Annotated in this window: 25 protein-coding genes; 7 read left to right on the top strand and 18 right to left on the bottom strand. The window is 76.0% G+C overall.

The window, feature by feature from the left end; genetic code table 11:
* The first annotated feature begins 27 nt into the window (after positions 1-27).
* Positions 28-1,056 (top strand): iron-siderophore ABC transporter substrate-binding protein, encoded by a 1,029-nt coding sequence (locus ACZ6J5_RS28200; protein ID WP_469396126.1) that lies wholly within the window; start codon positions 28-30, stop codon positions 1,054-1,056.
* Positions 1,057-1,719: 663 nt separating this feature from the next.
* Here ACZ6J5_RS28200 and ACZ6J5_RS28195 read toward each other — a convergent pair.
* The 11 genes from ACZ6J5_RS28195 to ACZ6J5_RS28145 all read right to left on the bottom strand — a co-directional run bounded on the left by ACZ6J5_RS28195 (position 1,720) and on the right by ACZ6J5_RS28145 (position 12,093).
* Entirely contained in the window at positions 1,720-1,914 is a 195-nt protein-coding gene (locus ACZ6J5_RS28195; protein WP_362469943.1) for a hypothetical protein, read from the bottom strand.
* Positions 1,915-2,118: 204 nt separating this feature from the next.
* Positions 2,119-2,784: a hypothetical protein gene (locus ACZ6J5_RS28190; protein WP_469396124.1), complete on the bottom strand. Its 666-nt coding sequence runs from the start codon at positions 2,782-2,784 to the stop codon at positions 2,119-2,121.
* Positions 2,781-3,464 (bottom strand): ABC transporter ATP-binding protein, encoded by a 684-nt coding sequence (locus tag ACZ6J5_RS28185; RefSeq protein ID WP_469396122.1) that lies wholly within the window; start codon positions 3,462-3,464, stop codon positions 2,781-2,783. The genes ACZ6J5_RS28190 and ACZ6J5_RS28185 overlap by 4 nt, the downstream gene beginning before the upstream one ends.
* A complete protein-coding gene (locus ACZ6J5_RS28180; RefSeq protein WP_469396120.1) occupies positions 3,457-4,482 on the bottom strand; it encodes an ABC transporter ATP-binding protein in 1,026 nt (341 codons plus the stop codon). The genes ACZ6J5_RS28185 and ACZ6J5_RS28180 overlap by 8 nt, the downstream gene beginning before the upstream one ends.
* A complete protein-coding gene (locus ACZ6J5_RS28175; RefSeq protein WP_469396118.1) occupies positions 4,479-5,375 on the bottom strand; it encodes an ABC transporter permease in 897 nt (298 codons plus the stop codon). Before ACZ6J5_RS28175 ends, ACZ6J5_RS28180 begins: the two co-directional genes overlap by 4 nt.
* Positions 5,368-6,360, bottom strand: coding sequence for an ABC transporter permease (locus ACZ6J5_RS28170; protein WP_469396116.1), 993 nt, complete (start codon positions 6,358-6,360; stop codon positions 5,368-5,370). Before ACZ6J5_RS28170 ends, ACZ6J5_RS28175 begins: the two co-directional genes overlap by 8 nt.
* Entirely contained in the window at positions 6,357-7,952 is a 1,596-nt protein-coding gene (locus ACZ6J5_RS28165; protein ID WP_469396114.1) for an ABC transporter substrate-binding protein, read from the bottom strand. Before ACZ6J5_RS28165 ends, ACZ6J5_RS28170 begins: the two co-directional genes overlap by 4 nt.
* Positions 7,953-8,085: 133 nt before the next feature.
* Positions 8,086-9,189, bottom strand: a complete 1,104-nt coding sequence (locus ACZ6J5_RS28160) for an acyl-CoA dehydrogenase family protein (protein ID WP_469396113.1) — start codon at positions 9,187-9,189, stop codon at positions 8,086-8,088.
* Positions 9,186-10,394, bottom strand: coding sequence for an acyl-CoA dehydrogenase family protein (locus tag ACZ6J5_RS28155; protein WP_469396111.1), 1,209 nt, complete (start codon positions 10,392-10,394; stop codon positions 9,186-9,188). The genes ACZ6J5_RS28160 and ACZ6J5_RS28155 overlap by 4 nt, the downstream gene beginning before the upstream one ends.
* Positions 10,391-11,359, bottom strand: coding sequence for an NADPH:quinone oxidoreductase family protein (locus ACZ6J5_RS28150; protein WP_469396109.1), 969 nt, complete (start codon positions 11,357-11,359; stop codon positions 10,391-10,393). Before ACZ6J5_RS28150 ends, ACZ6J5_RS28155 begins: the two co-directional genes overlap by 4 nt.
* 143 nt (positions 11,360-11,502) lie before the next feature.
* The gene (locus ACZ6J5_RS28145; protein ID WP_469396107.1) at positions 11,503-12,093 is read right to left on the bottom strand and encodes a helix-turn-helix domain-containing protein; all 591 of its coding nucleotides are present in this window, start codon (positions 12,091-12,093) and stop codon (positions 11,503-11,505) included.
* 64 nt (positions 12,094-12,157) lie between these two features.
* Here ACZ6J5_RS28145 and ACZ6J5_RS28140 point away from each other — a divergent pair, with 64 nt between their 5' ends.
* The 3 genes from ACZ6J5_RS28140 to ACZ6J5_RS28130 all read left to right on the top strand — a co-directional run bounded on the left by ACZ6J5_RS28140 (position 12,158) and on the right by ACZ6J5_RS28130 (position 15,135).
* Entirely contained in the window at positions 12,158-13,141 is a 984-nt protein-coding gene (locus ACZ6J5_RS28140; RefSeq protein ID WP_469396106.1) for an NAD(P)/FAD-dependent oxidoreductase, read from the top strand.
* A gap of 153 nt (positions 13,142-13,294) precedes the next feature.
* Entirely contained in the window at positions 13,295-14,215 is a 921-nt protein-coding gene (locus tag ACZ6J5_RS28135; RefSeq protein ID WP_469396105.1) for an SDR family oxidoreductase, read from the top strand.
* Positions 14,216-14,355: 140 nt separating this feature from the next.
* Positions 14,356-15,135 (top strand): VOC family protein, encoded by a 780-nt coding sequence (locus ACZ6J5_RS28130; RefSeq protein WP_469396103.1) that lies wholly within the window; start codon positions 14,356-14,358, stop codon positions 15,133-15,135.
* 1 nt (position 15,136) lies between these two features.
* Here ACZ6J5_RS28130 and ACZ6J5_RS28125 read toward each other — a convergent pair whose 3' ends face one another.
* From ACZ6J5_RS28125 to ACZ6J5_RS28100, 6 genes are all read right to left on the bottom strand, one after another.
* Positions 15,137-15,970 (bottom strand): enoyl-CoA hydratase/isomerase family protein, encoded by an 834-nt coding sequence (locus ACZ6J5_RS28125; RefSeq protein WP_469396102.1) that lies wholly within the window; start codon positions 15,968-15,970, stop codon positions 15,137-15,139.
* A gap of 74 nt (positions 15,971-16,044) precedes the next feature.
* Positions 16,045-16,806: a PIG-L deacetylase family protein gene (locus tag ACZ6J5_RS28120; protein ID WP_469396100.1), complete on the bottom strand. Its 762-nt coding sequence runs from the start codon at positions 16,804-16,806 to the stop codon at positions 16,045-16,047.
* Between the two features lie 21 nt (positions 16,807-16,827).
* Positions 16,828-17,721: an SIS domain-containing protein gene (locus tag ACZ6J5_RS28115; RefSeq protein ID WP_469396099.1), complete on the bottom strand. Its 894-nt coding sequence runs from the start codon at positions 17,719-17,721 to the stop codon at positions 16,828-16,830.
* Positions 17,722-17,842: 121 nt separating this feature from the next.
* The gene (locus tag ACZ6J5_RS28110) at positions 17,843-19,144 is read right to left on the bottom strand and encodes an alpha/beta fold hydrolase (RefSeq protein WP_469396097.1); all 1,302 of its coding nucleotides are present in this window, start codon (positions 19,142-19,144) and stop codon (positions 17,843-17,845) included.
* A 104-nt stretch (positions 19,145-19,248) separates the two neighbouring features.
* Positions 19,249-20,079 carry an ammonia-dependent NAD(+) synthetase gene (gene nadE, locus ACZ6J5_RS28105; RefSeq protein ID WP_469396095.1) on the bottom strand — a complete coding sequence of 277 codons (831 nt, stop codon included), beginning with the start codon at positions 20,077-20,079 and terminating at the stop codon, positions 19,249-19,251.
* A 141-nt stretch (positions 20,080-20,220) separates the two neighbouring features.
* Positions 20,221-21,366: a sulfite oxidase gene (locus ACZ6J5_RS28100; RefSeq protein WP_469396093.1), complete on the bottom strand. Its 1,146-nt coding sequence runs from the start codon at positions 21,364-21,366 to the stop codon at positions 20,221-20,223.
* Between the two features lie 63 nt (positions 21,367-21,429).
* On the opposite strand from ACZ6J5_RS28100, the gene ACZ6J5_RS28095 reads away from it, so the two are divergent.
* Positions 21,430-22,518, top strand: a complete 1,089-nt coding sequence (locus tag ACZ6J5_RS28095; protein WP_469396092.1) for a DmpA family aminopeptidase — start codon at positions 21,430-21,432, stop codon at positions 22,516-22,518.
* On the opposite strand, the gene ACZ6J5_RS28090 is transcribed toward ACZ6J5_RS28095, so the two are convergent.
* Positions 22,442-24,088 carry a molybdopterin-dependent oxidoreductase gene (locus ACZ6J5_RS28090; RefSeq protein WP_469396090.1) on the bottom strand — a complete coding sequence of 549 codons (1,647 nt, stop codon included), beginning with the start codon at positions 24,086-24,088 and terminating at the stop codon, positions 22,442-22,444. The genes ACZ6J5_RS28095 and ACZ6J5_RS28090 overlap by 77 nt on opposite strands.
* A 340-nt stretch (positions 24,089-24,428) precedes the next feature.
* Here ACZ6J5_RS28090 and ACZ6J5_RS28085 point away from each other — a divergent pair, with 340 nt between their 5' ends.
* Complete coding sequence (locus ACZ6J5_RS28085) at positions 24,429-24,935, top strand: hypothetical protein (RefSeq protein WP_469396088.1); 507 nt, start codon at positions 24,429-24,431, stop codon at positions 24,933-24,935.
* Positions 24,932-26,260: an ATP-grasp domain-containing protein gene (locus tag ACZ6J5_RS28080; RefSeq protein WP_469396087.1), complete on the top strand. Its 1,329-nt coding sequence runs from the start codon at positions 24,932-24,934 to the stop codon at positions 26,258-26,260. The genes ACZ6J5_RS28085 and ACZ6J5_RS28080 overlap by 4 nt, the downstream gene beginning before the upstream one ends.
* The last annotated feature ends 42 nt before the right edge of the window (positions 26,261-26,302 follow it).

Here is a 26,302-nt window from a genome sequence, read left to right as displayed (position 1 = left end):
CACCCACAGTTAGGCCGACTTCCCCTCATGTTCAAGCGCTCGACCAAGGTCACAACGTCCCACCGCGCCTCCCGCGCGGGCCGCCTTCTCGGTGTCGGTGTCGCCGCCCTCTCCCTCGCGGCCCTCACCGCTTGCGGCGCTTCCTCGTCGAACGACGAGGACACCACGAGCCCCGCTGCGGCCGGGTTCCCCGTGAAGGTCGCCACCAAGTTCGGCGACGTCTCGGTCAAGGAGCAGCCCAAGCGGATCGTCGCCCTCGGTTGGGGCGACGCGGAGACCGCGCTGGCTCTCGGCGTGCAGCCCGTCGGCGCCAGCGACTGGCTCGCCTTCGGCGGCGAAGGAGTGGGCCCGTGGGCCAAGGGCCTCTACAAGAAGGCCCCGACGCTCATCGGCACCATGGAGCCCGAGTACGAGAAGATCGCCTCGCTCCAGCCCGACCTCATCCTCGACACGAAGTCCAGCGGTGACCAGAAGCGCTACGACACGCTGAGCAAGATCGCACCGACGATCGGCGTACCCAAGGGCGGTGACGCCTACCTCACCAACTGGGAGACGCAGACAGAGATGATCTCTGACGCTCTCGGCCTGCATGACAAGGGCCGGCAGCTGATCGCGGACACCGAGAAGAAGTTCGCCGCCGCGGCCAAGGCGCACCCCGAATTCAAGGGGAAGACCGTCACCTCGGGTTCCCGGACCAGTGAGGGCTACGGCGCCTACGTGCACGGCAGCGGCCGCGTCGACTTCCTGGAGCGTCTCGGCTTCACGAACAACCCCCAGGTCCAGAAGCGTGCCGGCTCCAACTTCTTCATCCCCGTCTCGCGAGAGAACATCGGCATCCTCGACGCTGACCTCGTCGTCGTCGGCCCCATCGGTGTCCCTGCCGCCCAGGTGACCGGCGACGCCCTCTACCAGGGGCTTCCGGCGGTCAAGGACGGGCGCGACGTCGTGTTCGAGCCCGAGTCCACCCTCAGCCTCGCGTTCGCCACGGACTCGGTGCTCTCCGTCTCGTACGCCCTCGACCAGGTCGTACCCGAGTTCGCCAAGGTCCTGAAGTAGCTCCATCCAGACAGGTGGCAAGGGCCTGAGTCGGCGCCCCAGACGGTGCCGGTGGTACGTGCGGCCCCCGGGGAGGGGGCCGTACGGCGGGCGCGTCCGTTCACGCGGTGTCTTCGTTGAGACGGCGCCAAGCGGTCTCGCGCAGCAGGCGCGGGCCATTGAGGCCGATGGTGACGGTGGCCCCTCGTGGCCGGTGCCACCGCTTCGCGTGCCGTGGCGAATCGAGTTGAGTCCTCGTCCATGACTGTCATCTCGAGTGAGCAGCCCGTGCCGCCCTGGCGATCTCCGCCAGATCGTCCGTCGTGCCGTCGATGAGTGCCATGCCGGCAAATGAGTCGCTGCCCTCGATGGACCACTGCCGTACATGGTGCCGTGCGCTGACCTTGAGAGAACTCCGGTGCGGTATCACGGAGCCGACCCTGACACCACGCAGCGGAGCGAGTTCCGGGTGCGTCATCAGAACGCCGTCAAGACGGCCTTCCGCCACGGCCCTGAGCGCCGCGCTGAGGCTGCCGTGCGCCGCGATATCGGGATACAGAACGGCTGGATCTGGGGGTATGTCCACGGGACCCGATCATGTCGGGCCCGCGGCCTCCTCCCGCGGGGAGCTGACGCCCTGCAACGGACGAACTCCGAGTGGCGCTGGGGTTCCGCCGGGGGAGTTCAGGGCCGCAGGCTGGACACCACGTCGGCCGTCGCGGCCACCCCGTTCTGGATGGTCGGGGCCATGCTCGTGCTCGCCAGGAAGAAGCCGAGCAGCGCGCAGACCAGCGCGTGCGAGAACTTCAGACCGCCCGTGCGCAGGAAGATCACGGCGATCACCACCAGGAGCAGCAGGACGGATACGGAAACGGCCATGGCACAGACCTCCTCGCGCCGCACCGGAATCGCGGCGTCCGGCGGACAGTGTGTCGGACCGGGCGATCCGGACGGCGGTATGGCGGCGCGCCCATCCGGGTGACATCGCGCGCCGGGCCGTTCCCCGGCGCCGGCCCCGGCCGTTCCCCGCAGCCGCCGCCGACCGTTCCCAGGCCCGTTCCCCGGCCCGTCTCCCGCCGTTCCTCAGCCCCGGCCCAGGGACTCGGCGATGCTCGGGTGGCGCACGGCCTCCAGCTCCTCGTCGGCCAGCAGCGCCGCGACCAGCTCCGCGCTGCCGAAGACCTCGGTGGCGCACAGGTCCCAGTCGGTCAGCACGAACCAGGAGCCGTCCGCCGCCCACCAGTTGGCCGGGAACTGCACCCAGGTCTCGCCGCTGCGCCCCGAGCAGCGGTCGTGGTGGGCGGGGGCGTCGGCGAGCCGCCCGCCGCGCGCCGGGACCGCGTCGAGCAGGTCCTCGATCGGTGCCTGGGCCGCGTACACCGGGGTGTCCGCACCGCCGGGGACCCCGCCACCGTGCCGGGCCAGCAGCTCGACGAGCCGGACGAGGCACTCGCGGTCGATCTCCCCGTCGGACGGGCCCTCGTGCTCGTCCCGCCCCTCGACACCCTGGAAGAGCAGGTACGAGGGGGTCCCCGGCCACTCCTCCAGGCGCCGCCCGGCCCCGGCCAGCACCTCGCGCCAGCGCAGCCGCCGGGTGCCGGTCCGGATGGTGTGCAGCACCCAGCAGCGGTCCTCGTAGCCGCCCCCCGGCTCGTGGCCGAGCACCCCGTCGGGCGCCTCGACGGCGGCGCGCAGTCCGCCGAGCGGGTCGGAGTCCGGCAGCGGGGTCCAGGGGCTCGCGGGGGTCATGCCGCATTCTCCCCCGGGGCACCCCCCGCCAGACAGTCCGCCCACTCCACCGTGCGGTCGCACCAGCGCTCCAGGAGCACCCGGTCGTGGCCGACGGCGAGCAGCCCCGCGCCGGTCCGGGCCCGGTACGCCTCGACGGCGTGCACCAGGGCGGCGGTCGTGGAGGCGTCGAGCATCGCGGTCATCTCGTCGCAGATCAGCCAGCGCGGCCGCAGCACCAGGGCGCGGGCCAGGCAGGCGCGTTGCAGTTGTCCGTCGCTGACCTCGTGCGGGCGGCGGCCCAGCAGGTCCTCGGTGAGCCCGACGGCGGGGGCGAGCTCGGCCAGCCGCTCGGCGGCCAGGGCGCGCCGCCCGGTGGCGCGCAGCGGTTCGGCGATGAGGTCGGCGAGCCGCAGCCGGGGGTCGGCGGAGAGCCGGGGCTGCTGGAAGACGACGCCGATCGCGGTGCGCAGGTCGCGCGGGGCGCGGTGCCGCCAGGCCCGTATCTCCGTGCCGTCGACGCGGACCGTGCCCGCGTCGGGGCGGTGCAGCAGGGCGGCGACCCGGGCCAGGGTGGACTTGCCGCAGCCGCTGGGGCCGAGCAGGCCGAGGGCCTCGCCGGGGGCCACGGTGAGCGAGGCGTCCCGGAAGACCGGGGCGCGGCGCTCGTAGCCTGCGGTGACGCCGTGCAGCTCAAGCATCCTGGGCTCCCCACGGGTGGTGGCAGGCGGTGCCCGCGAGCGGCTCCGGCCGGACGGCGCAGGCGGCGGTGGCGCGGGCGCAGCGCGGGGCGAAGGCGCAGCCCTCGGGCAGGTTCGACAGCTCGGGCGGCATCCCGGGGATCGGGGTGAACTCCCGCTCCGGGAGCGCGTCGAGCAGGCCCCGGGCGTACGGGTGGCGGGGTCCGGGCGTCCCGAAGAAGCGGGCGGCGGGGGCGATCTCCACGATCCGTCCGGCGTACATGACGGCGACCCGGTCGGCGACCCGGCGGGCGGCGGCCAGGTCGTGGGTGATGAGCAGGAGGGCCTTGCCCTCGTCGGCGTGGCGGCGCAGTTCGTCGGCGGTGCGGTCGACCAGTGCGCGGTCGAGTCCGGTGGTGGGTTCGTCGGCGAGCAGCAGGGGCGCGTCGCCGATGAGGGCGAGGGCGGTGGCGGCGCGCTGGGCGAGGCCGCCGGAGAGCTCGTGGGGATAGCGGTCGAGGTGCCCGGCGGGGAAGGCGGCCCGGTCGGCGGCGGCCTCGGCGGCGGCTCGCCGGGCGCGCCTCGGGGTGCCGGTGAGGGCCCGGACGGTCTCCTCCAGGTGCGCGCGGACGGTGCGGACCGGGGTGAGGTGGGCGGCGGGGCTCTGCGGGACGAGACCGACGAGGCGGCCCCGTACGGTGCGGGCGAGGGTGCGTTCGCCGGCGGCGAGCAGGTCGGTGCCGTCGAGGAGGGCGCTGCCCTCGGTCTCGGCGTTGCCGGGCAGGAGGCCGAGGAGGGCGGAGGCGAGGACGGACTTCCCGCAGCCGCTCTCGCCGACGAGGGCGAGGCACTCCCCCGCCGCGAGGTCGAAGTCGGCGCCGGTGACGGCGGCGACGTGCCGGCCGCCGCGCAGCCGGAAGCGGACGGTGAGGCCTCGGACGCTGAGGACGGCGGTCTCGGCCCGTTCGGCGTCGACGGCGGCGAGGGCGCGGGCGAGCCGGGGGGCGACGGCGCCGGGCGGCGCGGGCTCGGCGGTCACAGGCTCAGCTCCGATCGGCGGCGCGGGTTGAGCCGGTCGCGCCAGATCCCGGCGAGTCCGGCGATGGCGAGGGTCGGCACGATGAGCAGCAGGCCAGGGAAGAGCGTCGGCCACCAGGCGCCGGCGAGCAGCGAGGAGCGGGCGGTCTGGACGAGGTTGCCGAGGCTGGCCTGGTGGCTGGGCAGGCCGAGGCCGAGGAAGGAGAGGGCCGACTCGTGCCACATGGCGTGCGGGACCATGAGGACGGCGGCGAGTCCGGCCTGCGGCAGGACGGCGGGGAGCAGGTGCCGGACGGCGACCCGCCACCGGGAGGCGCCGCCGGAGATCGCGGCGTCCACGAAGGGGCGGGAGCGCAGCGAGAGGACTTCGGAGCGCACGATCCGGGCGGTGGAGAGCCAGTGGGTGAGCGCCACGGAGACGATCACGGGCCAGACGCCGGGCCGGAACATGGCGACGATGAAGATGCCGAGCAGCAGGTGCGGTACGGAGGAGAAGGCGTCGACGACGCGCATGGCGAAGCGGTCGAAGCGTCCGCCGAGGGCGCCCGCCGTGGCGCCGACGGCGGTGCCGATGACGGTGGCGACGAGGGCGGCGACCAGGCCGACGAGGAGCGAGATCCGCAGGCCGTAGACGCAGCGCAGGAGCAGGTCGCGGCCGAGGTCGTCGGTGCCGAAGGGGTGCTGCCAGGACGGCGGGAGCAGTTTGCTGCCCAGGTCGACGGCCTGTTCGTCGAGCTGGACGAGCGGCGGGACGAGGAGGACGGCGAGGACGACGGCGCCGGTGACGAGGGCGGAGCTCCACAGCCGCAGCCGCCGGGTGCGGTCGGCGGGGGCGGCGGCGCGGCGGCGGGCCGGGCGGGGCGTCGGGCGGGGGGTGAGCGCGGTGTCAGCCATCGAATCCCACCCGGGGGTCGGCGAGTCCGTAGAGCAGGTCGGAGAGGAGGTTGCCGAGCAGCACGGCGGCGGTGGCCAGCACGGTGAGCGCGGCGAGGAGCGGGAAGTCGACGGAGACGGCGGCCTGGACGGTGGCGGCGGCGATGCCGGGCCAGCTGAAGACGGTCTCGACGAGCAGGGCGCCGGTGATGAGCTCGGGGACCCGGGAGCCGATCAGGGTGAGCATGGGCAGCATCCCGGAGCGCAGGGCGTGGCCGGTGAGCACGGTGCGTTCGGCGAGGCCGCGGGCGCGGGCGCCGCGCACCGGGTCCTCTTCCAGGGCGTCGCCGACGCCCTGGCGCACGTACAGGAAGAACCAGGGGAGCTGGGAGACGCCCAGGACGAGGGCGGGGAGCACGAGGTGGCTCGCGACCTGTCCGGCGGTGACGGTGTCGCTGCCGGTGTCGGTGAGCCCGCCGGCGGGCAGGACGCCGAGCCGCAGCGCGAAGAACCAGATGGCGAGGAGGCCGAGCCAGAAGGCGGGGGCGGCTTCCAGGGTGTACGCGGCGGAGCTGACCGCCCGGTCGAGGAAGCCGCCTCGGCGGCGGCCGGCGAGGACGCCGAGGGCGGTGCCGAGGGCGACGGCGACGAGGAAGGCGGTGGCGGCGAGGAGCACGGACCAGCCGAGGCGTTCGGCGATGACGTCGGCGACGGGCTGGCGCATGGTGCCGGACTGGCCGAGGTCGCCGGTGACGGCGCCGCCGAGCCATTCCCACCAGCGGGTGAGGAGGGGCCGGTCGACGCCGAGGTTGGCGCGGAGCTGGTCCAGGTTCTCCTGGGAGGCGGTGAGTCCAGCGGTGCCGGCGTAGGCCTTGACGGGGTCGAAGGGGGAGGCTTCGGCGACGGCGAAGACGGCGAGGGTGACGCCGAGCAGGACCGGGACGGCGGCCAGGGCGCGCCGTCCGGTCATGCGGGCCATGGCCCCCCAGGGGAGGCGGCGGCTCACGGCTTCGGCTTCCAGCTCTCGACGTTCCACCAGGGGCCGGAGGCGAGGCCGTGGTCGTGCGGCTCGACCTGGGTGCTGAGCGCGCCGAAGCGCTTGTCGACGACGTACAGGTGGTCGATGTGGGTGAGGAAGGTGTAGCCGGGGTTCTTCACCAGTTCGCGCTGGACGGTGTCGTAGGCGGCGCGGCGGGCGGCCGGGTCGTTCGTGCGGCGGCCGTCCTCCAGGGCCTTGTCGACGGTCTTGTTGTCGTACCAGGCCATGTTGTTGAAGCCGTCGCCGCCGAGGGAGGAGGTGAGCAGCAGGTACTGGTCGAAGTCGGGGTCGCCGGGCGAGCCGCCGCCGGCCAGGACGGCGTCGGTCTTCATGCGGGGCTCGATGACCTCCCAGGTGCCGGCCTGGGCCTTGATCTCGATGCCGGCCTTCTTGGCGTCGGAGGCGTAGGCGAGGGCGTGGTCCTGGCGGATCTTGTCGCCGGAGAGGTACCAGAGCGGGAAGGAGGCGCGGACGCCGTTCTTGACGCGGACGCCGTCGGGGCCGGGCTTCCAGCCGGCCTCGTCGAGGATCTTCCCGGCTCCGGCGAGGTCGTGACGGCGCTCGGTGCCCTTGGCGAACCAGGGGCTGTCGGTGGGGACGGGGCCGTAGGCGGGCTTGCCGGCGCCTTCGAGGATCTTGTCGACCATGGCCTGGCGGTCGACGGCGATGTCGAGGGCGCGGCGGACGGCGGTGTCGCCGGTCACCGGGTGGTGGGTGGGGAGGGTGACCGTGCGGTAGTCGTAGGTGGTGGCCGCGTAGGTCTTCTTGTCCTCGTCCCGCTTGAATCCGGCGGCGAGGGCGGGCGGCAGGATGGCGCCGTCGAGGTCGCCGGCGCGCAGCCGGGTGGCGCGGACGTCGTCGTCCTTGATGACCGCCATGGTGAACTTCTTCACGGCGGGCTCGCCGCCCCAGTAGCCGGGGTTGGCCTTGAAGGTGAGCTTCTCGCCCTTGGACCAGCCGGTGAGGACGTACGGTCCGGTGCCGATGGGCCGGGTGGTGAAGGGGCCGGTGTTGACGTCCTGGCGGCCGGCGACGTGCTCGGGGGCGATGGCGAGCACGGTGCGCTGGGCGAAGGGCGCGTAGGGGTACTTGAGGGTGAAGACGACGGTGTCGTCGCCCTCGGCCTTGACGTCCTTGAGGGCGTCGAGCTCGGTCCGCGAGGGGTTGTTGGTCTTCGGGTCGAGCACCGTGCGGTAGGTGAAGACGACGTCCTTGGCGGTGAAGGGCTTGCCGTCGCTGAACTTCACGCCCTGGCGCAGCCGGTACGTGTAGGTGAGGCCGTCGGCGCTGACCGTCGGCAGCGCGGTGGCGAGGGCGGGCCGCAGCTTCATGTCGGCGTCGAGGGTGAGCAGCCCGTCGAAGATCTTGGAGTTGCCGTCCTTGCCGTAGCCGAGGAGGGGGCTGAGCGATTCGGGCTCGTAGGCGATGCCGACGACCGCGGAATCCGTGGCGCCGCCCTTGCCCGCGCCGCCGCCGGGGGTCGAGCAGGCCGCCGCGGTGAGGGCCAGGGTGCCGGCCAGCGTCGCGGCGGCGGCGCCGCGTATGGATCGGGCGGTCATGGTGCCCACACCCCTTTTGAAGATCAACTGTTATTGCGAACAACTCGCAATTAAACAGCAGGCAAAGGGGTGCGGACAAAGCGGGCTCCCTACGGATGGCCGGTTCGGCTCCCCGCCCGGCCCGCCCGGGACCTCACACGGGGGCCGGCAGGTCCGCCAGGGCCGCGATCGCGTCCTGGTGCCGCCCGGCCGAACCCAGTGCGACCGAGGCGGACTTGGCCCGCTTCAGGGCCAGGTGGGCCGGGTGCTCCCAGGTCATGCCGATGCCGCCGTGCAGTTGTACGCACTCCTCGGCCGCGCGCACCGCCGCCTTCGAGCAGTACGCCTGGGCGACGGCCACCGTCAGGGCCGCGTCCCCGGCACCGGTCGCCAGCGCGTCGGCGGCGGCGCGGGCGGCCGCCCGGGCCCCCACCAGCTCCAGCCACAGCTGGGCCATCCGGTGCTTCAGCGCCTGGAAGGAGCCGATCGGGCGGTTGAACTGGTGCCGCTCGCGGGTGTGCCGCACGGTCTCCTCCAGGCACCACTCGGCGAGCCCGAGCTGCTCGGAGGCGAGCAGTCCCGCGCCGGTGAGCAGCCCGTGCCGGACCGCCCCGGCCGCCGCGTCGGCACCGGCGAGCCGGGTGCCCGCCGCGCCGCTCGCGTCCACGGTGGCCAGCGGCCGGGTCAGGTCGAGCGAGGAGGTGCGGATGATCACCGAGTCCGCCGCCGCCACCGCGTACAGCCCGTCCGGGCGCGGCACCAGCAGGACGTCGGCCGCGCCCGCGTCGGCCACGGCGGGGACGGGGGCGGCGACATCCCCGGGCGGCCCGGACACGGCTCCCGCCGGACGCCCGTCGGGGGCGGTGGAGAAGGGCACGGCCAGGACGGCGGTCCGCTCGCCGGACGCCAGCGCGCCCAGCAGCTCGGCCGCCGGGGCGCTCTCCGCCGCGAGCGCGAGCAGCGTCGCGGTCGCCACCACCGCGCTCGTCAGATACGGGGCCGGGGTCACCGCCCGGCCCAGCTCCTCCAGGACCACGGCCGCCTCGCGCGGCCCGGCGCCCTGTCCGCCGAGCTTCTCGGGCACCAGCAGCCCGGCGGCGCCGATGCCGCCCGCGAGCGCGGCCCACAGGCCCGGCGGGCAGGGGTCCGGGGTCTCGATCCGGGCGAGCACGGTGCGCGGGTCCGCCCGGTCGGCCAGCAGCGCGCGGACGGCGGCGCGCAGGTCGTCCTCGGCCTCGGAGTACAGCAGGTCGCTCATCGCGCCAGGTCCTTCCAGGGGACGTCCTTGTCGTCGCGGGGCTCGGCGGGCAGCCCGAGGACCCGCTCGGCCACGATGTTGAGCAGCACCTCGCTGGTGCCGCCCTCGATCGAGTTGCCCTTCGAGCGCAGATAGCGGTAGCCCGCGTCGCGCCCGGTGAAGTCGACGAGCTCGGGCCGGACCATCTCCCAGTCCCCGTACCCGAGGCCCTCGTCGCCCAGGAGGTCCACCTCCAGGCCGCTGATCTCCTGGTTGAGCCGGGCGAAGAGGAGCTTCATGGCGCTGCCCTCGGGGCCGGGCTGGCCGGCCGCGAGGCCCTGCCGCAGCCGCTCGCCGGCGAGCCGGGCGACCTCGGCGTCCACCCAGAGCTCCAGCAGCCGCCGGTGCAGCGCGTGGGTGCGGAGCTCCGGGCGGGCGCGCCAGGTGGCGGCGGCCTTGCCGATCATGCCGCCCTCGCGCGGGAGGCGGGCGCCGCCGATGGAGACGCGTTCGTTCATGAGGGTGGTGCGGGCGACCCGCCAGCCGTCGCCGACCTCGCCGAGCCGGTGGGCGTCGGGGATCCGCACCCCGGTCAGGAAGACCTCGTTGAACTCGGCCTCGCCGGTGATCTGCCGCAGCGGCCGGACCTCGACGCCGGGGTCGGTCATGTCGCAGACGAAGTAGGTGATGCCCCGGTGCTTGGGCGCCTCGGGGTCGGTGCGGGCGATGAGGATGGCCCAGCGGGCCAGGTGGGCGCTGGAGGTCCATACCTTCTGGCCGGTGACCACCCAGCCGTCGCCGTCCCGGACGGCCCGGGTGCCGAGGGCGGCGAGGTCGGAGCCCGCGCCGGGCTCGCTGAAGAGCTGGCACCAGACCTCGTCGCCGACCCAGAGCGGCTTGAGGAAGCGCTCCTTGACCTCCTGGGAGCCGTAGGCGAGGAGGGTGGGGGCGGCCATGCCGAGGCCGATGCCGATCCGGCGGGGGTCGTTGTCGGGGGCGCCGGCGGCGGCGAGCCCGGCGTCCACGACGGCCTGGAGGGCGCGCGGGGCGCCGAGCCCGCCGAGGCCCACCGGGTAGTGCACCCAGGCGAGGCCGGCGTCGAAACGGGCCCGCAGGAAGTCGGCGCGGGCGGTGGCGGCGGGCGGGTGGGCGGCGAGCAGCCGCCGGGTGCGCTCGGTCAGCTCGGCGGCGCCGGGCGCGGCGGCTCCGGTGGGCGTGTCCGTCATGCGCGGGCTCCCGCCGGGAGGACGACGAGGCGACCGGTGGTGACGCCCTCGGAGACCCGCTGCACGGCGTCGGCGGCGCCCTCGAAAGGGACGCGCTCGCTGACGTACGGCTTGATCAGGCCCTTGGCGGCGAGCTCGGTGAGGGTCTCGTGGCAGCGCAGCACGGCGGCCGGGTCCTTGAGGTTGTAGAGGCCCCAGTGCAGGCCGAGGATCGCGTAGTTCTTCACCAGGGCGTGGTTGAGGGCGGGCGCGGGGACGGTGCCGCTCGCGAAGCCGACGACGACGATCCGGCCCTCGAAGGCGACGAGCTTGGCCGACTGCTGGTAGGCGGCGCCGCCGACCGGGTCGTAGACCACGTCGGCGCCCCGGCCGCCGGTGGCCTCCTTGACGGCGGCGACGACGTCCTCGGCGTGCCGGTCGACGACGGCGTCGCAGCCGAGCGCGCGGGCGGCGGCGGCCTTGTCGGCGCCGCCGACGACGCCGATGACGGTGGCCCCGGCGGCCTTGCCGAGCTGGACGGCGGCGCTGCCGACGCCGCCCGCGGCGGCGTGCACCAGCAGCGTCTCGCCTTCCTTGAGGGCGGCCCGGCGGTGCAGGCCGAACCACCCGGTCTGGTAGCCGATGTGCAGGGCGGCGGCCTCGGCGTCGTCCAGCGCCTCGGGGGCGGGCAGCAGGGCGGCGGCGTCGGCCACCGCGTACCCGGCGAGCCCGCCGTACGGCAGGGCCGGGGTGGCGATGACCCGGCGCCCGTCCTCGGTCTCGGCGCAGACCTCCACGCCGGGCGTGAAGGGCAGCGGGGGCCGCACCTGGTACTGGCCCCGGCACAGCAGCGCGTCGGGGAAGTTGATCCCGGTGGCGCGGACCTTGAGCAGCACCTGCCCGGCGGCGGGCTCGGGGACCGCGACCTCGTCGCGCTGCATCACCTCGCCCGGCTCGCCGTTCTCGTGCACTCGCCATGCCTGCATCCGGGCCTCCAGCAGCCGTCGTCGGTCCTGCGCGGTACGTCGGGGGTACGTCGGGGATACATCGGGGGTACGTCGGGACACGTCGAGGCACCGCCCGCCGATCGGCATACTAAGCGGTCGCTTGGCTTGGCGGAACCAGGCGGTCAGGACTTCTTCGGGCGTGCCCTCACGTGCATCCGCTCCCCCTGTGGCCCGTACAGGCTCAGGAACTCCACCGGACGGTCCCCGGCGGGCCCGAACCAGTGCGGCACCCGGGTGTCGAACTCGGCCGCCTCGCCCGCGCCGAGCACCACGTCGTGCTCGCCGAGCACCAGCCGCAGGCTGCCGGAGAGCACGTACAGCCACTCGTACCCCTCGTGGACCCGGGGCTCGCCCGGCTCCGCCACCGGCTCTTGGACGATCTTGTACGCCTGGAGCCCGCCGGGCTGGCGGGTCAGCGGGTACATCGTGCGCCCGTGCCGCACGATCGGCTTGGCCCGCACCCGGGGGTCGCCGCCCTGCGGGGCGCCGACCAGCTCGTCGAGCGGCACCTGGTGGGCACGGGCGATCGGCAGCAGCAGCTCCAGGCTGGGCTTGCGCTGCCCGGACTCCAGGCGGGAGAGGGTGCTCACGGAGATGCCGGTGGAGGCGGAGAGCTCGGCGAGGGTGGCTCCCCGGTCGCGGCGGATCCGGCGCAGCCGGGGGCCCACCCCGGTCAGCACGGCCTCGATGCGGTCGTCGTCTTCTGCGGTCATGGGTTCATTGCAGAAACGGCAAGTTGATTTGTCAAGTCCGCACGGCCCGCGTGACCCTCGCGGCATGGACGACAACAAGCACGAGACGTACGAGGCCGTGGTGGTCGGCGGCGGCGCGGCGGGGCTGAGCGCGGCCCTGGTGCTCGGGCGGGCCCGGCGCCGGACCCTGCTGGTCGACGCGGGCGAGCCCCGCAACGCGCCCGCCGCACACCTCCAGGGCTATCTGACCCGGGACGGGATGAGCCCGGCCGGCTTCCTGGCGGCGGGGCGGCGGGAGGTCGCCGGCTACGGGGTGGAGCTGACCGAGGGGCTGGTCACCTCGGCGGCGCCGGACGGGGACGGGGGCTTCGCGCTCACCCTCGCGGACGGTCGGCGCCCGCGGGCCCGGCGGCTGATCGTGACCACCGGTTTGGTGGACGAGCTGCCGGAGGTGCCCGGGCTGGCCGCGCGCTGGGGCCGGGACGTGCTCCACTGCCCGTACTGCCACGGCTGGGAGGTCCGCGACCGGGCCTTCGGTGTGCTCGCCCACCCCGAGCTCCCCGCGCACCAGGCCCTGATGGTCTCCCAGTGGTCCGCCGACGTCACCCTCTTCCTGCACACCGCCCCGGCCCCCGCCGGGCAGGACGCCGCGCGCCTGGCGGCGGCCGGTGTGACCGTGGTGGCGGGCGAGGTGGCGGGGCTGGTGGTCGAGGACGACCGGCTGACCGGCGTACGGCTGGCCGACGGGCGGACCGTGGCGCGCGAGGTGCTGTTCACCGGCCCGCGCCCGGTGCCCCGCGACGGGCTGCTCACCGCGCTGGGCGCGGCGACCCGCCAGACGCCCTTCGGCGCCTTCACCGCCGTGGACGAGACCGGGCGCACCAGCGTCCCGGGTGTCTGGGCGGCGGGCAACGCGACGGGCCCGCACGAGCAGCTGGTGCACGCGGCGAGCAGCGGCTACCGGGCGGCGGCCGACGTCAACGCCGACCTCCTCTTCACCGACCTGGACCGGAGGGCGGCCGGCCCGGACCCGAGGGCGGCGGCCGGAGCCTCGGCCGGAGGAGCCTGACGGGACCGGTGGGGCGCCCGGTGCCCGGGGGCCCGGCAAGGACCCGACGGGACGACCTCACGGGGAAAACTCACGGGGAGAACTGACGGGAAGAACTGACGAGAAGAACTGACGGGTCTTCAGTTCTCGCGCGGGGCGCGCTATCGATACGGCATGGAGGACATGACGCACGAGGACCGCGCCGCCACCCCGGGGCTGCCCGCCCCTCCCCCGCTGGGCGCCAGCGCGCTGCCCGCCGGCACCTTCGCGGGCCGGGCGGTCGTGGTGACCGGCGGCGGCTCGGGGCTCGGCAAGGCGATCGCCGCCGAGTTCGCCCGGCTCGGCGCGGGGCTGGCCGTCCTCGGGCGCACGCCCGAGCGGCTCGCGGCGGCGCGCGAGGAGCTGGCGGCGGTCGCCGGGACCCCGGTGGCGACCGCGGTCTGCGACGTCCGGGACCCGGAGCGGATCGCCGGGGCGCTGGACGCCTGCGAGGCGGAGCTGGGCCTGCGGCCGGAGGTCCTGGTGAACTGCGCGGCGGCCAACTTCCCGGTCCCGGCGGAGGAGCTGTCGCCGGGCGGCTGGCGGGCGGTGGTGGACATCACGCTCTCGGGGACCTGGTTCGCCACCCACGCCTTCGCCGCGCGGCACCTGGCCGCCGGGACGCCCGCCTCGGTCGTCAACGTCGGCGCGTCCTACGCCTGGACGGGCGGGCCCGGCCACGCCCACTCGGCGGCGGCGAAGGCCGGGGTGAAGAACCTGACGGAGACCCTGGCGGTGGAGTGGGGGCCGTACGGGATCCAGGTGAACGGCCTGGTGCCGGGGCTGATGCCGCACGAGGACATGGTCCCCGCGGTCCGGGCCACCCTGGACCGGGCCGGGCGGCCGGGGGCCCGGCAGCCCGCGCTGCGGGTCGGGCACCCGCGCGAGCTGGGCTGGGCGGCGACCTTCCTGGCCTCCCCGTACGCCCGGTTCGTCAGCGGGCACACGCTGGTCGTCGACGGGGCCAACTGGCAGCGCAGGTCGCTGGTGAACGAGCCGGTCATACCGGTGCGGGAGCAGCTCGGGCGGGGGCCGTTCGCGCCGCCCGGGGGCTGAAGCGGGCTGGGCCGTGTGGCGGAAACCGGGGCGGCGGGGTCCCGGCGGGCCGGGGCGGCGGGTGAGGATCGGGCGCGGTGGCCGGGATCCGGCCGCCCGCTCCGCACGGCCGCCCCACCCGGAAGGACGGGACTCACCCCATGCTCGGTACGGACTTCACCACGGGCTCGCCCGACTGGCTCGACCTCGGCAGCCCCGACACCGGCGCCGCCGCCGTGTTCTACGGCCGGGTCTTCGGCTGGGACTTCGTCTCGGCCGGACCCGAGGCCGGCGGCTACGGCTTCTTCCAGCAGGACGGCAAGACCGTGGCCGCGCTGGGTCCGCTGACCGAGGAGGGCGCGGAGAGCGCCTGGACGGTGTACTTCGAGACCCCGGACGCCGAGGTCACGGCGCGGGCGGCCGAGCAGGCGGGCGGGCGGGTCCGGATGGCGCCGATGGACGTGATGGACGCCGGGCGGATGGCCGCCCTGACCGATCCGGGCGGCGCCGAGTTCGCCGTGTGGGAGCCGCACGCCGTGAAGGGCCTGGAGCGCACCTCCGCGGAGCACACCCTGCTCTGGGCGGAGCTGCACGTCGCCGACCCGGAGCGGGTGCTCGGCTTCTACCGGGAGCTGTTCGGCTGGCGCTGGGCGGAGATGGAGGCCCCGGGGATGACCTACCGGGTGGTCTCGACGGCCGTCGGCGACCAGCAGGACGCCTCATTCGGCGGGGTGGCGCCGCTCCAGCCGGGCGCGGACCGGGCGCGCTGGATCCCGTACTTCGCGACGCAGGACGCCGACGTCGTCGCCGCCTCGGTGCAGGAGAGCGGCGGTTCGGTGCTGATGCCGCCGGCCGATGTGCCGGACGTGGGCCGGATGGCGTGGCTCGCGGACCCCTTCGGGGCCCCGTTCGCGGTGCTGAAGCCCGCTCCCCGGGCCTGAGTCAGCGGCCCTCGAAGCGGGGCGGGCGGCGGGCCGCGCCCGCCGCGTAGCCCTCGCGGGCGTCCTCGGAGGTGAGGGTGAGCGCGGCGGCGAGCGCGGTGCGGTCGAGGGCGGCGGCGAGGCCCTGGTCGGCGAAGGCGTCGATGTTGCGCTTCACCGCCCGGACGGCGAGCGGGGCCCGCCCGGCGATGGCCTCGGCCGTCTCCCGGGCCGCCGCGGCGAGCTCGCCGGGGGCGGTGACGCGCTGGACCAGGCCGAGCCGCTCGGCGGTGGCGGCGTCGATCCGACGGCCCGTGAGCGCGAGGTACTTGGCCCAGCCCGCGCCCGCCTCGCGGGCGATCCGCAGATCGCCGCCCGCGTCCACGGCGACCCCGATGCCGGTCTCCGGGAGCGCGAAGACGGCGTCGTCGGCGGCGATCCGGATGTCGGCCATGAGGGCGAGTTCGAAGCCGAAGCCGAGGCAGTAGCCCTGGACGGCGGCGACGACGGGCTGCGGCAGCCGGGCGAAGGCGGCGAAGCGCTCGTGGGCCCAGCGGACGCCCTCCGCGTAGTTCTCGGTGCGTTCGGCCGCCGAGCGCCCGGTGATGTCCCCGCCGGGCGCGGTGACGTCGATGCCCGCGCAGAAGGCCCGGCCCTCGGCGCGCAGCAGCACGGCCCGGACCCGCTCGTCGAAGCGGATCCGGTCGGCGGCCAGGCCGAGCTGGCGGCTCGCCTCCCAGCTCCAGCCGTTGAGCTTCTCCGGGCGGCACAGGGTGACCACCGCGATGCCGTCCTCGACCCGGAGGGTCAGGCGCTCCGCGCCCTCCGGGACGGAGTGGTCGAGCGTGTCGATCACCGGGCCGCCCCCGCTTCCTCCAGGCCTGACTGTGCGTCAGTTCTCGTCCGGGGCCGGAGCCTAGCGCCCCGCCGCTACCGGGGGAACACCTCGAACGCCACGGCCGGGCGGCCCCCGAAGCGGTCGGCGGCGCGGCCGGTGGCCATCGTGACGAAGTCCCGGCAGTACGTGTCGGCGTCCTGGTCGGTCAGCGCCTCGATGTAGCTGCGGTGGGCGAGCAGCGAGCGGGTGGCGCGCTCCAGGCCCGGCCGCGCGTCGACGGCGTGGGTGGGCAGGTTCGAACCGGCGACCGCGACCCAGCGCACCCCGCCCCAGGGCTCCAGGCCCCGCTCGGTCAGCTCGGGGAAGATCCAGCGGTTCCCCGCGTCGGCCGCCGCGTCCAGGGTGGCGCGCCCGACGGCCAGGTGGTCGGGGGTGTTCCAGGCGCCGCCGGGCTCCGGGCCCCAGGTGTCGCGGTGGTTGAGGGTGAGGACGAGTTCGGGGCGGTGGCGGCGGATCGCGGCGGCGATGTCGCGGCGCAGCCCGAGCCCGTATTCGATCACGCCGTCCCGGTGGTCCAGGAACTCGACGGTCCGCACCCCCACCACCGCGGCGCTGTCCCGCTGTTCGCGCTCGCGCAGCGGGCCGCAGACCTCCGGCGCGAGGCCGTCGATGCCCGCCTCGCCCCGGGTGGCGAGCACGTAGACGACCTCCTTGCCGGCGTCGGTCCAGCCCGCGATGGCGGCGGCGCAGCCGTACTCCAGGTCGTCGGGGTGGGCGACGACCGCGAGGGCGCGGCTCCAGTCGGCGGGCATCTCTGCGAGCTGCGGCGGGACGGGCCCGGCGGTGTCGGTCATGGGCGCAGGATACGGGGGCGGTCAGCGGGCCCCGGCGAGGATCACCGAGCGGGTGAGGTGGCGCGGCCGGTCGGGGTTGAGGCCCCGGCGGTCGGCGAGGGCGACGGCGAGCCGCTGGGCGCGCACGAGGGCGGCGACCGGGTCGACGGCGTCGGCGACGAACCGCGCACCGGTGGCGGCGACCTCGTCGGCGAGGCCCGGCGGGACGGGGCCCAGGCACCAGACCAGGCTGCCGGGATCGCTGATGCCGATCGGCCCGTGGCGGTACTCCATCGCGGGGTACGACTCGGTCCAGGCGCGGGCCGCCCCGCGCAGCTTGAGCGCGGCCTCGTCGGCGAGGCCGACGGTCCAGCCGGTGCCGAGGAAGGTGAACTGGCCGTGCCGGGTCCAGCTCGCGGGCAGCGGCTCGTACAGGGCGAGTTCGGCGTCGGCGATGGAGGGGCCGAGGTCGACGCCCAGTCCGGCGCGCAGGAGTTGGAGGGCGCTGGTGGGGAACCGGGTCTGCACGACGGAGCGTTCGTCGGCGAAGCCGAGGTCGAGGACGGCGTCGGCGAGGCGCGCGGCCGGGCCGCCGGGCACGCCGGTGAGGGCCAGGGTCGGGACGCGGCCGGCGGCCCGGGCGAGGAGTTCGGCGACCTCGGTGGTGGTGCCGGAGCGGGTGAGGGCGACGATCCGGTCGTAGCCTCGGCCGAGCGGGGTGGGGTCGGAGGCGGGGAAGGCGTCGGTCTCGCCGCCGCCGAGGGACTCCCGCAGCCCCGCGTAGGCGCGGGCGATGAAGTACGAGGTGCCACAGCCGACGACGGCGACCCGCTCGCCGGTGCGGGGCAGCAGCGCGGCCCGCTCCCCGGCGAGCTCGGCGGCGCGCCGCCAGCAGTCCGGCTGGCTCGCGATCTCGATGTCCACGTGGCTGGTCATGCGCGTTGTTCTACCGTGGGAGCCGACGGCGGGCAATGCGCATTCGGTGAGCGCCACTTGGATTTTAATGAGCGTTCCGCCGGTAAACGCTCAGCCTCGCGCACCGCCCCGGTGGCGGGGTTCAGAGCTCGCCGCGGGCCAGGGCGAGCAGCCGGTCCAGGACGCGCGGGCCGCCGGCCCGTACGCCGTCGTGCTCGAACTCGTCGGTGACCCAGGTGCGCAGCCCCCGGACGGCCCGCGCGGTCTCCAGGGAGTGGGCGGTGTCCACGTACATGTCGTCGTGGTAGACGGCGGCGGCGACCGGGACCTCGTTGACGGCGAGCCGGGCCGGGTCGTAGAGCGGGGCCCAGTCGGCGCGGGCGGCCAGGAGTCCGGCGGTCTCGCGCAGCGGGCGCAGGGCCGGGTCGGCGGTGAAGTGCCAGGGGTGGATCGTCTCGCCGGTGAACAGCAGCGGGCCGTCGCCCGCGAGCGAGCGCGCGGCGTCGAAGGCGGGGAACTCCGCCCGGACCCGCTCGGCGGCCCAGCCGGTCGGGCCCCGGCCCTGCGCGTAGATGGCCTCGTGGAGGAGGGCGTAGAGCGGGTGCCCGGCGAAGGAGAGCGTGCCCTGGACGGCTTCGAGGAAGGCGTCGGCCAGCGCGGGGCCCGCCGGGGTGGGGACGAAGGCGTCCTCCAGGAGCAGGTGCAGGCGGTGGGTGCCGTCGCCGCCGCCGAGCAGGATGCCGAGGGACTGGAAGACCTCGGGGGTCAGCGTCCCGCCGCCGGGCAGCGTGACCTCGTGCGCGGCGAGGTGGGCGGCGATCCGGCGGGCCCGCTCGACGTCGTCGGGATAACGGGCGTAGTGGGCCTCGTTCTTGCGCAGGACGCGCGGGTAGGCGGCCCGGTAGACCTCGTCGGCGGTGGCGGTGAGCGAGGGCAGGCCGCCGGTGATGAGCACCGTCTCCAGGCCCTCGGGCGCGGCGGAGAGGTAGTGGACGGCGCAGAAGCCGCCGAAGCTCTGGCCGAGCACGGTCCAGGGGGCGCCGCCGGTCAGGCCGCGGCGGATCAGCTCGCAGTCCTTGACGATGGAGTCGGCGCGGAAGTGGGCGAGGTAGCGGGCCTGTTCGCGCGGGGTGCCGCGGAGGGGCAGGGTCTGCCGGCTGGCGGGGGTGGAGGCGCCGGTGCCGCGCTGGTCGAGCAGCAGCACCCGGAACTCCCGCACCGCCCGGCCCAGCCAGCCCTCGGGCCCCACCGAGCGGCGGGCGCCGAAGCCGGGCCCGCCCTCCAGGTAGAGCAGCCAGGGCAACCCGCTCCGGTCGGCCCGGTCGGCCGCGCCGACCTCCCGCGCGTGCAGTTCGATCCGCTCGCCGTCGGGGACGTCGTGGTCGAGGGGGACGCTGAAGCGGTGGTCGGTGAGGACGAGTCCGGGCTGCCGGAAGGTGGACACCTGGCTGTTCCTGTTCGTGCGGTGGTGCGGGTGGTACGCGTTCGCTGCGGGCGGTGCGAGGGTGCGGGCGGTGCGGGTGGTGCCGTCGCGCGGGGCAGGGGGGATCAGGGCGCGATCGGCAGCCGGCGCTTGTGGTCGGTGAGCTCGTAGCGGCGGACGATCGCGGCGAAGGCGGCCTCGCCGACCGGCTTGCCCTCCAGGAAGTCGTCGATCTCGTCGTACGTCACGCCCAGGGCGTCCTCGTCGGGCTTGCCCGGGTCGAGGGTCTCCAGGTCGGCGGTCGGGACCTTCCAGACCAGCTCGGCGGGGGCGCCGAGCTCGGCGGCCACGGCGCGGACCCGGCGCTTGGTGAGGCCGGTCAGCGGGACGAGGTCGGCGGCGCCGTCGCCGTACTTGGTGAAGAAGCCGGAGACCGCCTCAGCAGCGTGGTCGGTGCCGACGACCAGGCCGTTGTGGGCGCCCGCGACCGCGTACTGGGCGATCATCCGCTGCCGGGCCTTGATGTTGCCCTGCACGAAGTCCTGGTGGTGCGGGTCGCGGAAGGCGGTCCCGGCGGCGATCGCCGCGTCCAGGGCGGCGTCGCTCGCCGCCTTGACGTCCACGGTGAGGACCCGGTCGGCGCGGATGAAGTCCAGGGCCAGCTGGGCGTCGCGCTCGTCGGCCTGGACGCCGTACGGCAGCCGCATGGCGTAGAAGACGGCCTCGTGGCCGGCGGCGCGGGCCCGCTCGACGGCGAGCTGGCAGAGCCGTCCGGCGGTGGTGGAGTCCACGCCGCCGCTGATGCCGAGGACCAGGGAGGCCAGGCCGGTGGAGGTGAGGCGCTCGGCGAGGAAGGCGACCCGGCGCTCGATCTCCGCGCGCGGGTCGAAGGTCTCGCCGACCTCCAGCTCACGGGCGATCCGCTGCTGCGTGGCGATGGTCTCCGGGTCGGTCACGGAATGCTCCTCGATGATGCGGTGACGCGTGGTGTGCGCTGACGTCCGGGTCCGACTCTATGCGCCCGGCGCCCGGCGTGTCGCCCGGCCCCGGGCGGGCCCGGCCGCCCGCCGGCCGGGCCGCCTGCCCGCCTGCCCGCCTCAGGGGACGCAGAGGACCTCGACCCGCTGGACCAGGTTGTTCCCGAAGCCGCCCCGGTTCCACGGCGCCGTCAGCGGCTGGGTGCGGCCGGCCACGTCGGTGGCGCGGACGGTGAGCAGGTGGCGGCCCGGGACCGCCGTCCAGGAGGCGTGCCACGCGGACCAGGCCCAGGGGTGCCCGGGGTCGGCGGCCACCTCGGCGTCGCTCCAGGTGCGCTCGCCGTCGGCGCTGACCCGGACCCGGGCGACCGGCCCGGCGCCCGACCAGGCGCGGCCGGTGAGCGGGACGGGGCCGGGGCGGACGACCCGGACCCGGGACATGAAGTCGGGGAAGCCGGGCGGGACCATCAGGGCGCGCGGGGCGATCACGTCCACGGGCTCGCCGGGCTCGCCGGGCGCCTGCCGGTAGCGGTAGGCGACGGCCTGCTGGAAGCCGGTGAAGGGGGTGTCGGTGACGGTGATCGCGCGCAGCCACTTCACCGAGGCCATGCCGTACCAGCCGGGCACCACCAGCCGCAGCGGGTACCCGTGCTGGGGCGGCAGCGGGGCGCCGTTCATGGCGTACGCGACGAGGACCCCGCGCGCCGGGTCGGCCGCGTGGCCGAGCGGCAGGCTGCGCCGGTAGTCCTGCTCGGTGCCGCGCTCCACCCCGTGGTCGGCGCCGGTGAAGACCGCCTCGACGGCGCCGTCGGCGGGCCGCGCCTCGGCGAGCAGGCCGGCCAGCGGGACGCCCGTCCAGTCGGCGGTGCCGACGGCCTCCACGAGCCACGGCTGGCTGACCGGGCGGGGGCTGAGCCGGGCCCGGCCGTTGCCCGCGCACTCCAGGGTGACCCGGTGGGTGACGGCCGGGCGGGCGCGCAGCTCCGCGAGGTCCAGGCGCAGCGGGCGGCGCACCAGCCCGCCGAGGTCCAGCCGCCACTCCCCCGCGTCGGCGGCGGGGACGACGGGGATGTCGTAGTGGACCAGGACGTAGTGCAGCCCGGGCGGGGTGGTGTCGTAGCGCAGCGCTTCGAGGGGCAGTCCGTGGTTGCGGGCGGCCAGCGCGAGCTCGGCGGCGCCGATGCCCTCGTCGGGTCCGGCGAGCCGGCCCGGGGCGCTGGCCTCGCCGAGCGTGGGCGCGGTGGCGGAGGCGGACGTGACGTCCATGGGTCCATGGTGCTCCGTCCGTCCGCCCCCGGCACCCGGGCGCCGGGCGGTACGGTGCGGCCCATGACGGAAGTACGCGCGAGAGTACGCGAGTTGGGCGTTCCGCTGACCGGCGAGCCGGGGCCCTGGAACGCGATCACCGATGTGCCGGGCGTCCGGGTCGGCCACGTCACCCTGATCGAGGGCGACGACGTCCGCACCGGGGTGACGGCGGTCCTGCCGCGTGGCCGCGACGGGGTCGGGGTGCCGTGCGCGGCGGGCTGGTACGCGCTGAACGGCAACGGGGAGATGACCGGTACGACGTGGGTGGAGGAGACCGGCTCGCTCGCGGTGCCGGTGCTGCTCACCAACACGTACGCGGTCGGTCCCGTGCACCGGGGGGTGGTCGACTGGCTGGCCCGGCACCGCGCGGACGGGGCGGCCGAGTGGCTGCTGCCGGTGGTGACGGAGACCTGGGACGGGCACCTCAACGACATCCACGGCGACGCGGTGCGGCCGGAGCACGCGGCGGAGGCGATCGAGGCGGCGGCCTCGGGCCCGGTGGCGGAGGGCTGTGTCGGCGGTGGGACGGGGATGCGCTGCTACGGCTTCAAGGGCGGGGTGGGCACGGCGTCCCGGGTCGTGCCCTACGGGGACGCCCGCTACACGGTCGGGGTGCACCTCCAGGCCAATTTCGGGGCCCGGCACGAGCTGGTGGTGGCGGGGGTCCCGGTGGGCCGGGACCTGCCGCCGGGCCCGGCGGCGGCCCCGGAGGCGGGCGGGGTGCCGCCGGGCGCGGGCTCCGTGGTGGTGGTCGTCGCGACGGACGCGCCGCTGCTGCCGGGCCAGTGCAAGGCGCTGGCCCGGCGCGTGCCACTGGGGCTGGCCCGCACGGGCACCACCGGCAGCCACTTCTCCGGCGATCTGTTCCTCGCCTTCTCCACCGCCAACGAGTCGGCGCTGACCAGTACCTTCCCCGACGCGGAGAAGGACGGCCCGGCCCCCTACGAGACGCTGCGGTTCGTGCCGTGGGGCCGGATCGACCCGTTCTGCACGGCGGTGGTGGAGGCGGTCGAGGAGGCCGTGCTGAACGCGCTCACCGCCGCCCGGCCGATGTCGGGGCGGGCCGGGCACCATGTGCCGGCGCTCCCCCTGGAGCGGCTTCGACGGTGACGGTGACGGAGTGCAGTCCGGTGGCGCCGTCGGGCATGGTCCCGGCCTGCTGCTCGGTCTGCGGGGCTCCGGTCCCGTCGGTGGCCCGGGCGGTCAGGGTGTGCCGGCCGGGCGCCGCGGGCCAGCGGTACACCCACTCGCGCCAGGTGTCGCGGCTGTCCTCGGCGCCCAGCTCGGCGTCCTGCCAGGGGCCGTCGTCGACCCGCACCTGGACCCGGGAGACGCCCCGGTGCTGCGCCCAGGCGACCCCGGCCACGGCGACGGTGCCCGCCCGGGGGCTCCCGCCGTCCCGCGGGGTGTCGATCCGGGACTGGGTCTTGACGGTCGCCCGCGCCGCCCAGCCTCGGGGCACCCAGTAGGCGTCGTAGGCGGCGAAGGTGGTGAGTTCGAGGGAGGAGATCCACTTGCAGGCGGAGACGTAGCCGTACAGACCGGGCACGAGCATCCGCACCGGGAAGCCGTGGGCGAAGGGCAGCGGCTCGCCGTTCATGCCGAAGGCGAGCAGCGCGTCCCGGCCGTCCATGACGGTCTCCACGGGGCTGCCGATGGTCATGCCGTCGACGGACCGGGCGACGAGCTGGTCGGCGGGCCCGCCGGCGGAGGGCGGGCGCACCCCGGCCTCGCGCAGCAGGTCGGCGAGGCGGACGCCCAGCCAGCGGGCGTTGCCCACGTACGGTCCGCCGACCTCGTTGGACACGCAGTTGAGGGTGATGTCCCGCTCGATCACCTCGCGCCGGAACAGGTCCCTCAGGGTGACCGTCAGCTCGCGGGCCACGCCCTGGCCGTGGATCCGCAGCGTCCAGGCGTCGGCGTCGATCCGGGGGACGACGAGGGCCGTGTCCACCCGGTAGAAGTCCCCGTTCGGCGTGCGGAACGGGCTGATCCCGGGCACCGGGAGCTGCGCGCCCGGTGGCACGGCGGGGGCGGGCGAGGCGGGGCGGGGCAGCCGCAGGGCGTCCCGGGAGGCGGTGGCGTTCGCGGACAGGTCGGCGCCCGCCGAGCGGGCCAGGAGGGTCCCGCCGAGCGCCCCGGCGAAGGTGCCCGCCCCGGCGACGAGGAAGCGGCGGCGGGCCTGCGCGGGCGCCGTCGTGGGCGTGCCGGTGAGCCGCCGGGCCAGCAGGTGCAGCAGCGCGGCGGCGGTCGCGGCGCCGGCCAGCGAGGGCAGGGCGTCCGTCCAGGAGGCCGAGTCGGGGCGGGTGACGGCGGCGACGGCGCCCGCCGCGCCGAGCAGCCCCACGCCGGTGAGCGCGGCGGCCCGGTGGCGCGGGGCGAGCAGTCCGAGGACGGCGGCGAGGACGGCGAGCAGGATCAGGACGCCGGTCTGCAGGACCGTCTTGTCGCTCTCGCCGAAGGTGCGGATGGCCCACTCCTTGACGCCCGCCGGGGTGTGGTCGACGACGAAGCCGCCGACGGCGGCGACCGGGGCCGCCTCGGGGCGCACGACGACCGAGACGAGCGCGGCGACGGCGAGACCGGCGAATCCGGCGAGGAGCCCGCCGAGGGCGGCGAGCAGGCGGTCGAAGGGGGCCGGGGCGCGGACCGGGCCCCGGGGCGCGGACGTGAAGGTCATGCCCTGGGTTTCGGCAGGCGGCGCCCCGGAGCTGAGCCTCCCGCCACCGCGGGGCCCGGCCGGGCGGGCGGGTGGGCGGGCAGACGGCCCGAGCAGGCGGGCACCCAGGCCGGCGGGCGGGCGGCCCGGGGGGGGCGGGCGCCAGGCAGGCGGGCGGGCGGCCCAGGCGGGTGGGCGGCCAGGCGGGTGGGCGGCCAGGCGGCGTCCCGTCATGCGGGACGCGCGGTCGTGGGCCTTGCCCCGGGGCGGCGGGGGTTGCTTGGATCTTGAGCGTTCCGGGCGGGCGCGCGGCTCCGCCGGCGCCCCCACAGGCCGCACGCCCACGGAGAGGCGCCGCAAGGTGACGTACACGAGACCGGACGACTTCCCGCCCGTACCGGAGCATCTGCGCGCCGAGGGCGCCGTGCTCACCGACTCGCTGATCCCGCTGGTGGACAGGTTCCGGGCCCGGCAGGGCGAGGACGGGACGGTGGCCCGGCCCGACGGCGCCGACCGGGCGCTGCTGCGGCGGATCGGCCGGGAGGGCGTCGCCTGGTGCCGGCGGCACGCGCTGGACGGGCAGGCGGAGGCCCTGGAGGCGGACGTGGCCGCCTGGCTGGCCGCCGGGCTCGACACCCGGCCGGGCCGCTGGCGCTCCCTGGACGCCGCCCCGGCTCCCGCCCCGGGCGAGACGGTGTTCCTGCTGGCCCCGGGCGGGGCGGCGGGCGAGCGGCTCGACTGCCTCTTCGCCCTGCGTGTCCCGGGCGGCCGGTCCGCCCTCGTGACCGTCGCGGGCAGCGCGGGCTGCGCGGCGGGCGCCCGCCCGGGCCTCTTCGCCGCCCCGGCCGTCGACGGGACCGCCTCGTGACGGCCACCGGAGCGGACCCGGGCCGTCCGGTCCTCGTCCTGGTCTACCAGCGGGCCGGGCTCCCCTGGGTCTTCGAGGCCGCCGAGCGGGCCGGCATCGACCTGGTGCTGGTGCCTCGGCCCGACGAGGAGGTCCGGGCCGACCGGCTGCCGCCCTCGGTCGTGGAGCTGCTGCCGCTGGCGCCGGACCGGGACCCGGCCGGGGCGCTGGCGGCGCTGCGCGCCCGGCACGCGGCGCGGCCCTTCCAGGGCATCACGACGCTGTACGACCCGATGGTGCCGTTCGTCGCCGAGGCGGCCGAGCTGCTCGGCCTGCCGGGCATCGGGCGGGACACCGCGCGGGGCGCGCAGGACAAGCGGCTGATGCGGGAGCGGCTGGCCGAGGCGGGGCTGAACGTCCCCGGCTTCGTACGGATCGAGGGGCCGGACCCGGAGCCGGGGCTGGCCGAGGCGGCGCGGCTGGCCTTCCCCGTGGTGGTGAAGCCCGCGCACGGCTACTCCAGCCTCGGCGTGACCCGGGCCGACTCGCCCGCCGCGCTGCGGGAGGCGGTCGCCGGGGTGCGCCGGGTGTGCGCGGAGAAGCTGGCCGACCCGGCGGCGGCGCTGGTGGTCGAGGAGTACCTGGACGGGCCGGAGTTCGCCGTCGAGTCCCTGGCGTACGGGGGCGGGGTGCGGGTGCTCTCGGTGGGCTACAAGGGCGAGCCGGCCGGCCCGTACTTCGAGGAGAGCGTCTACCGGGCGCCCGACACCCTGCCGGCGGAGGTCCGGGCGGCGATGGTGCGCGAGGTGACGGCGGCGCACGCGGCGCTCGGGGTCACCGAGGGCCCCACCCACACCGAGCTGCGGCTGCGCGGCGGGCGGACGCCGTACCTGCTGGAGCTGGGGGCCCGGATCGGCGGCTCGGGCGCCTCGCACTACGTGGCCTCCCACGTCAGCGGGACGGACCTGGCGGCCGAGGCGCTGCGGATCGCGGTCGGCGCGGCGCCGGAGTCGGACGGCCCGGCGGGGCTCGCGGCCCCGGTCGGGGCGGCGGCCAACTACATCGTGCCGTGCGGCGGGCACGGCAGGGTCACGGCGGTCCACGGCCTGGACGAGGTGCGGGCCGACCCGCGGGTGGACCACGTGGTGCAGATGCTGTTCCCGGGCGACGTGGTGCGCCCGTACCCGGACTTCACCGGCTATCCGGCGTTCGTGCTGTCCCGGCACGACGGCCCCGAGGACGCCGCCGGGTTCCACGCGCTGCTGGCGCGGACGGTCCGGGTGGAGTACGCGGCGGCGGGGCCCGGGGAGCGCGAGGAGCCCGGAGGACGCGAGCGGCGCGGCTGACGTGCGCGGGGCCCCGGGCCGGTCGGCCCGGGGCCCCGCGCA

This window comes from Streptomyces sp. NPDC042100, from assembly GCF_055582325.1.
Note: the sequence above shows the minus strand (reverse complement) of the source record. Positions and strands in the feature narration are given on the sequence as shown.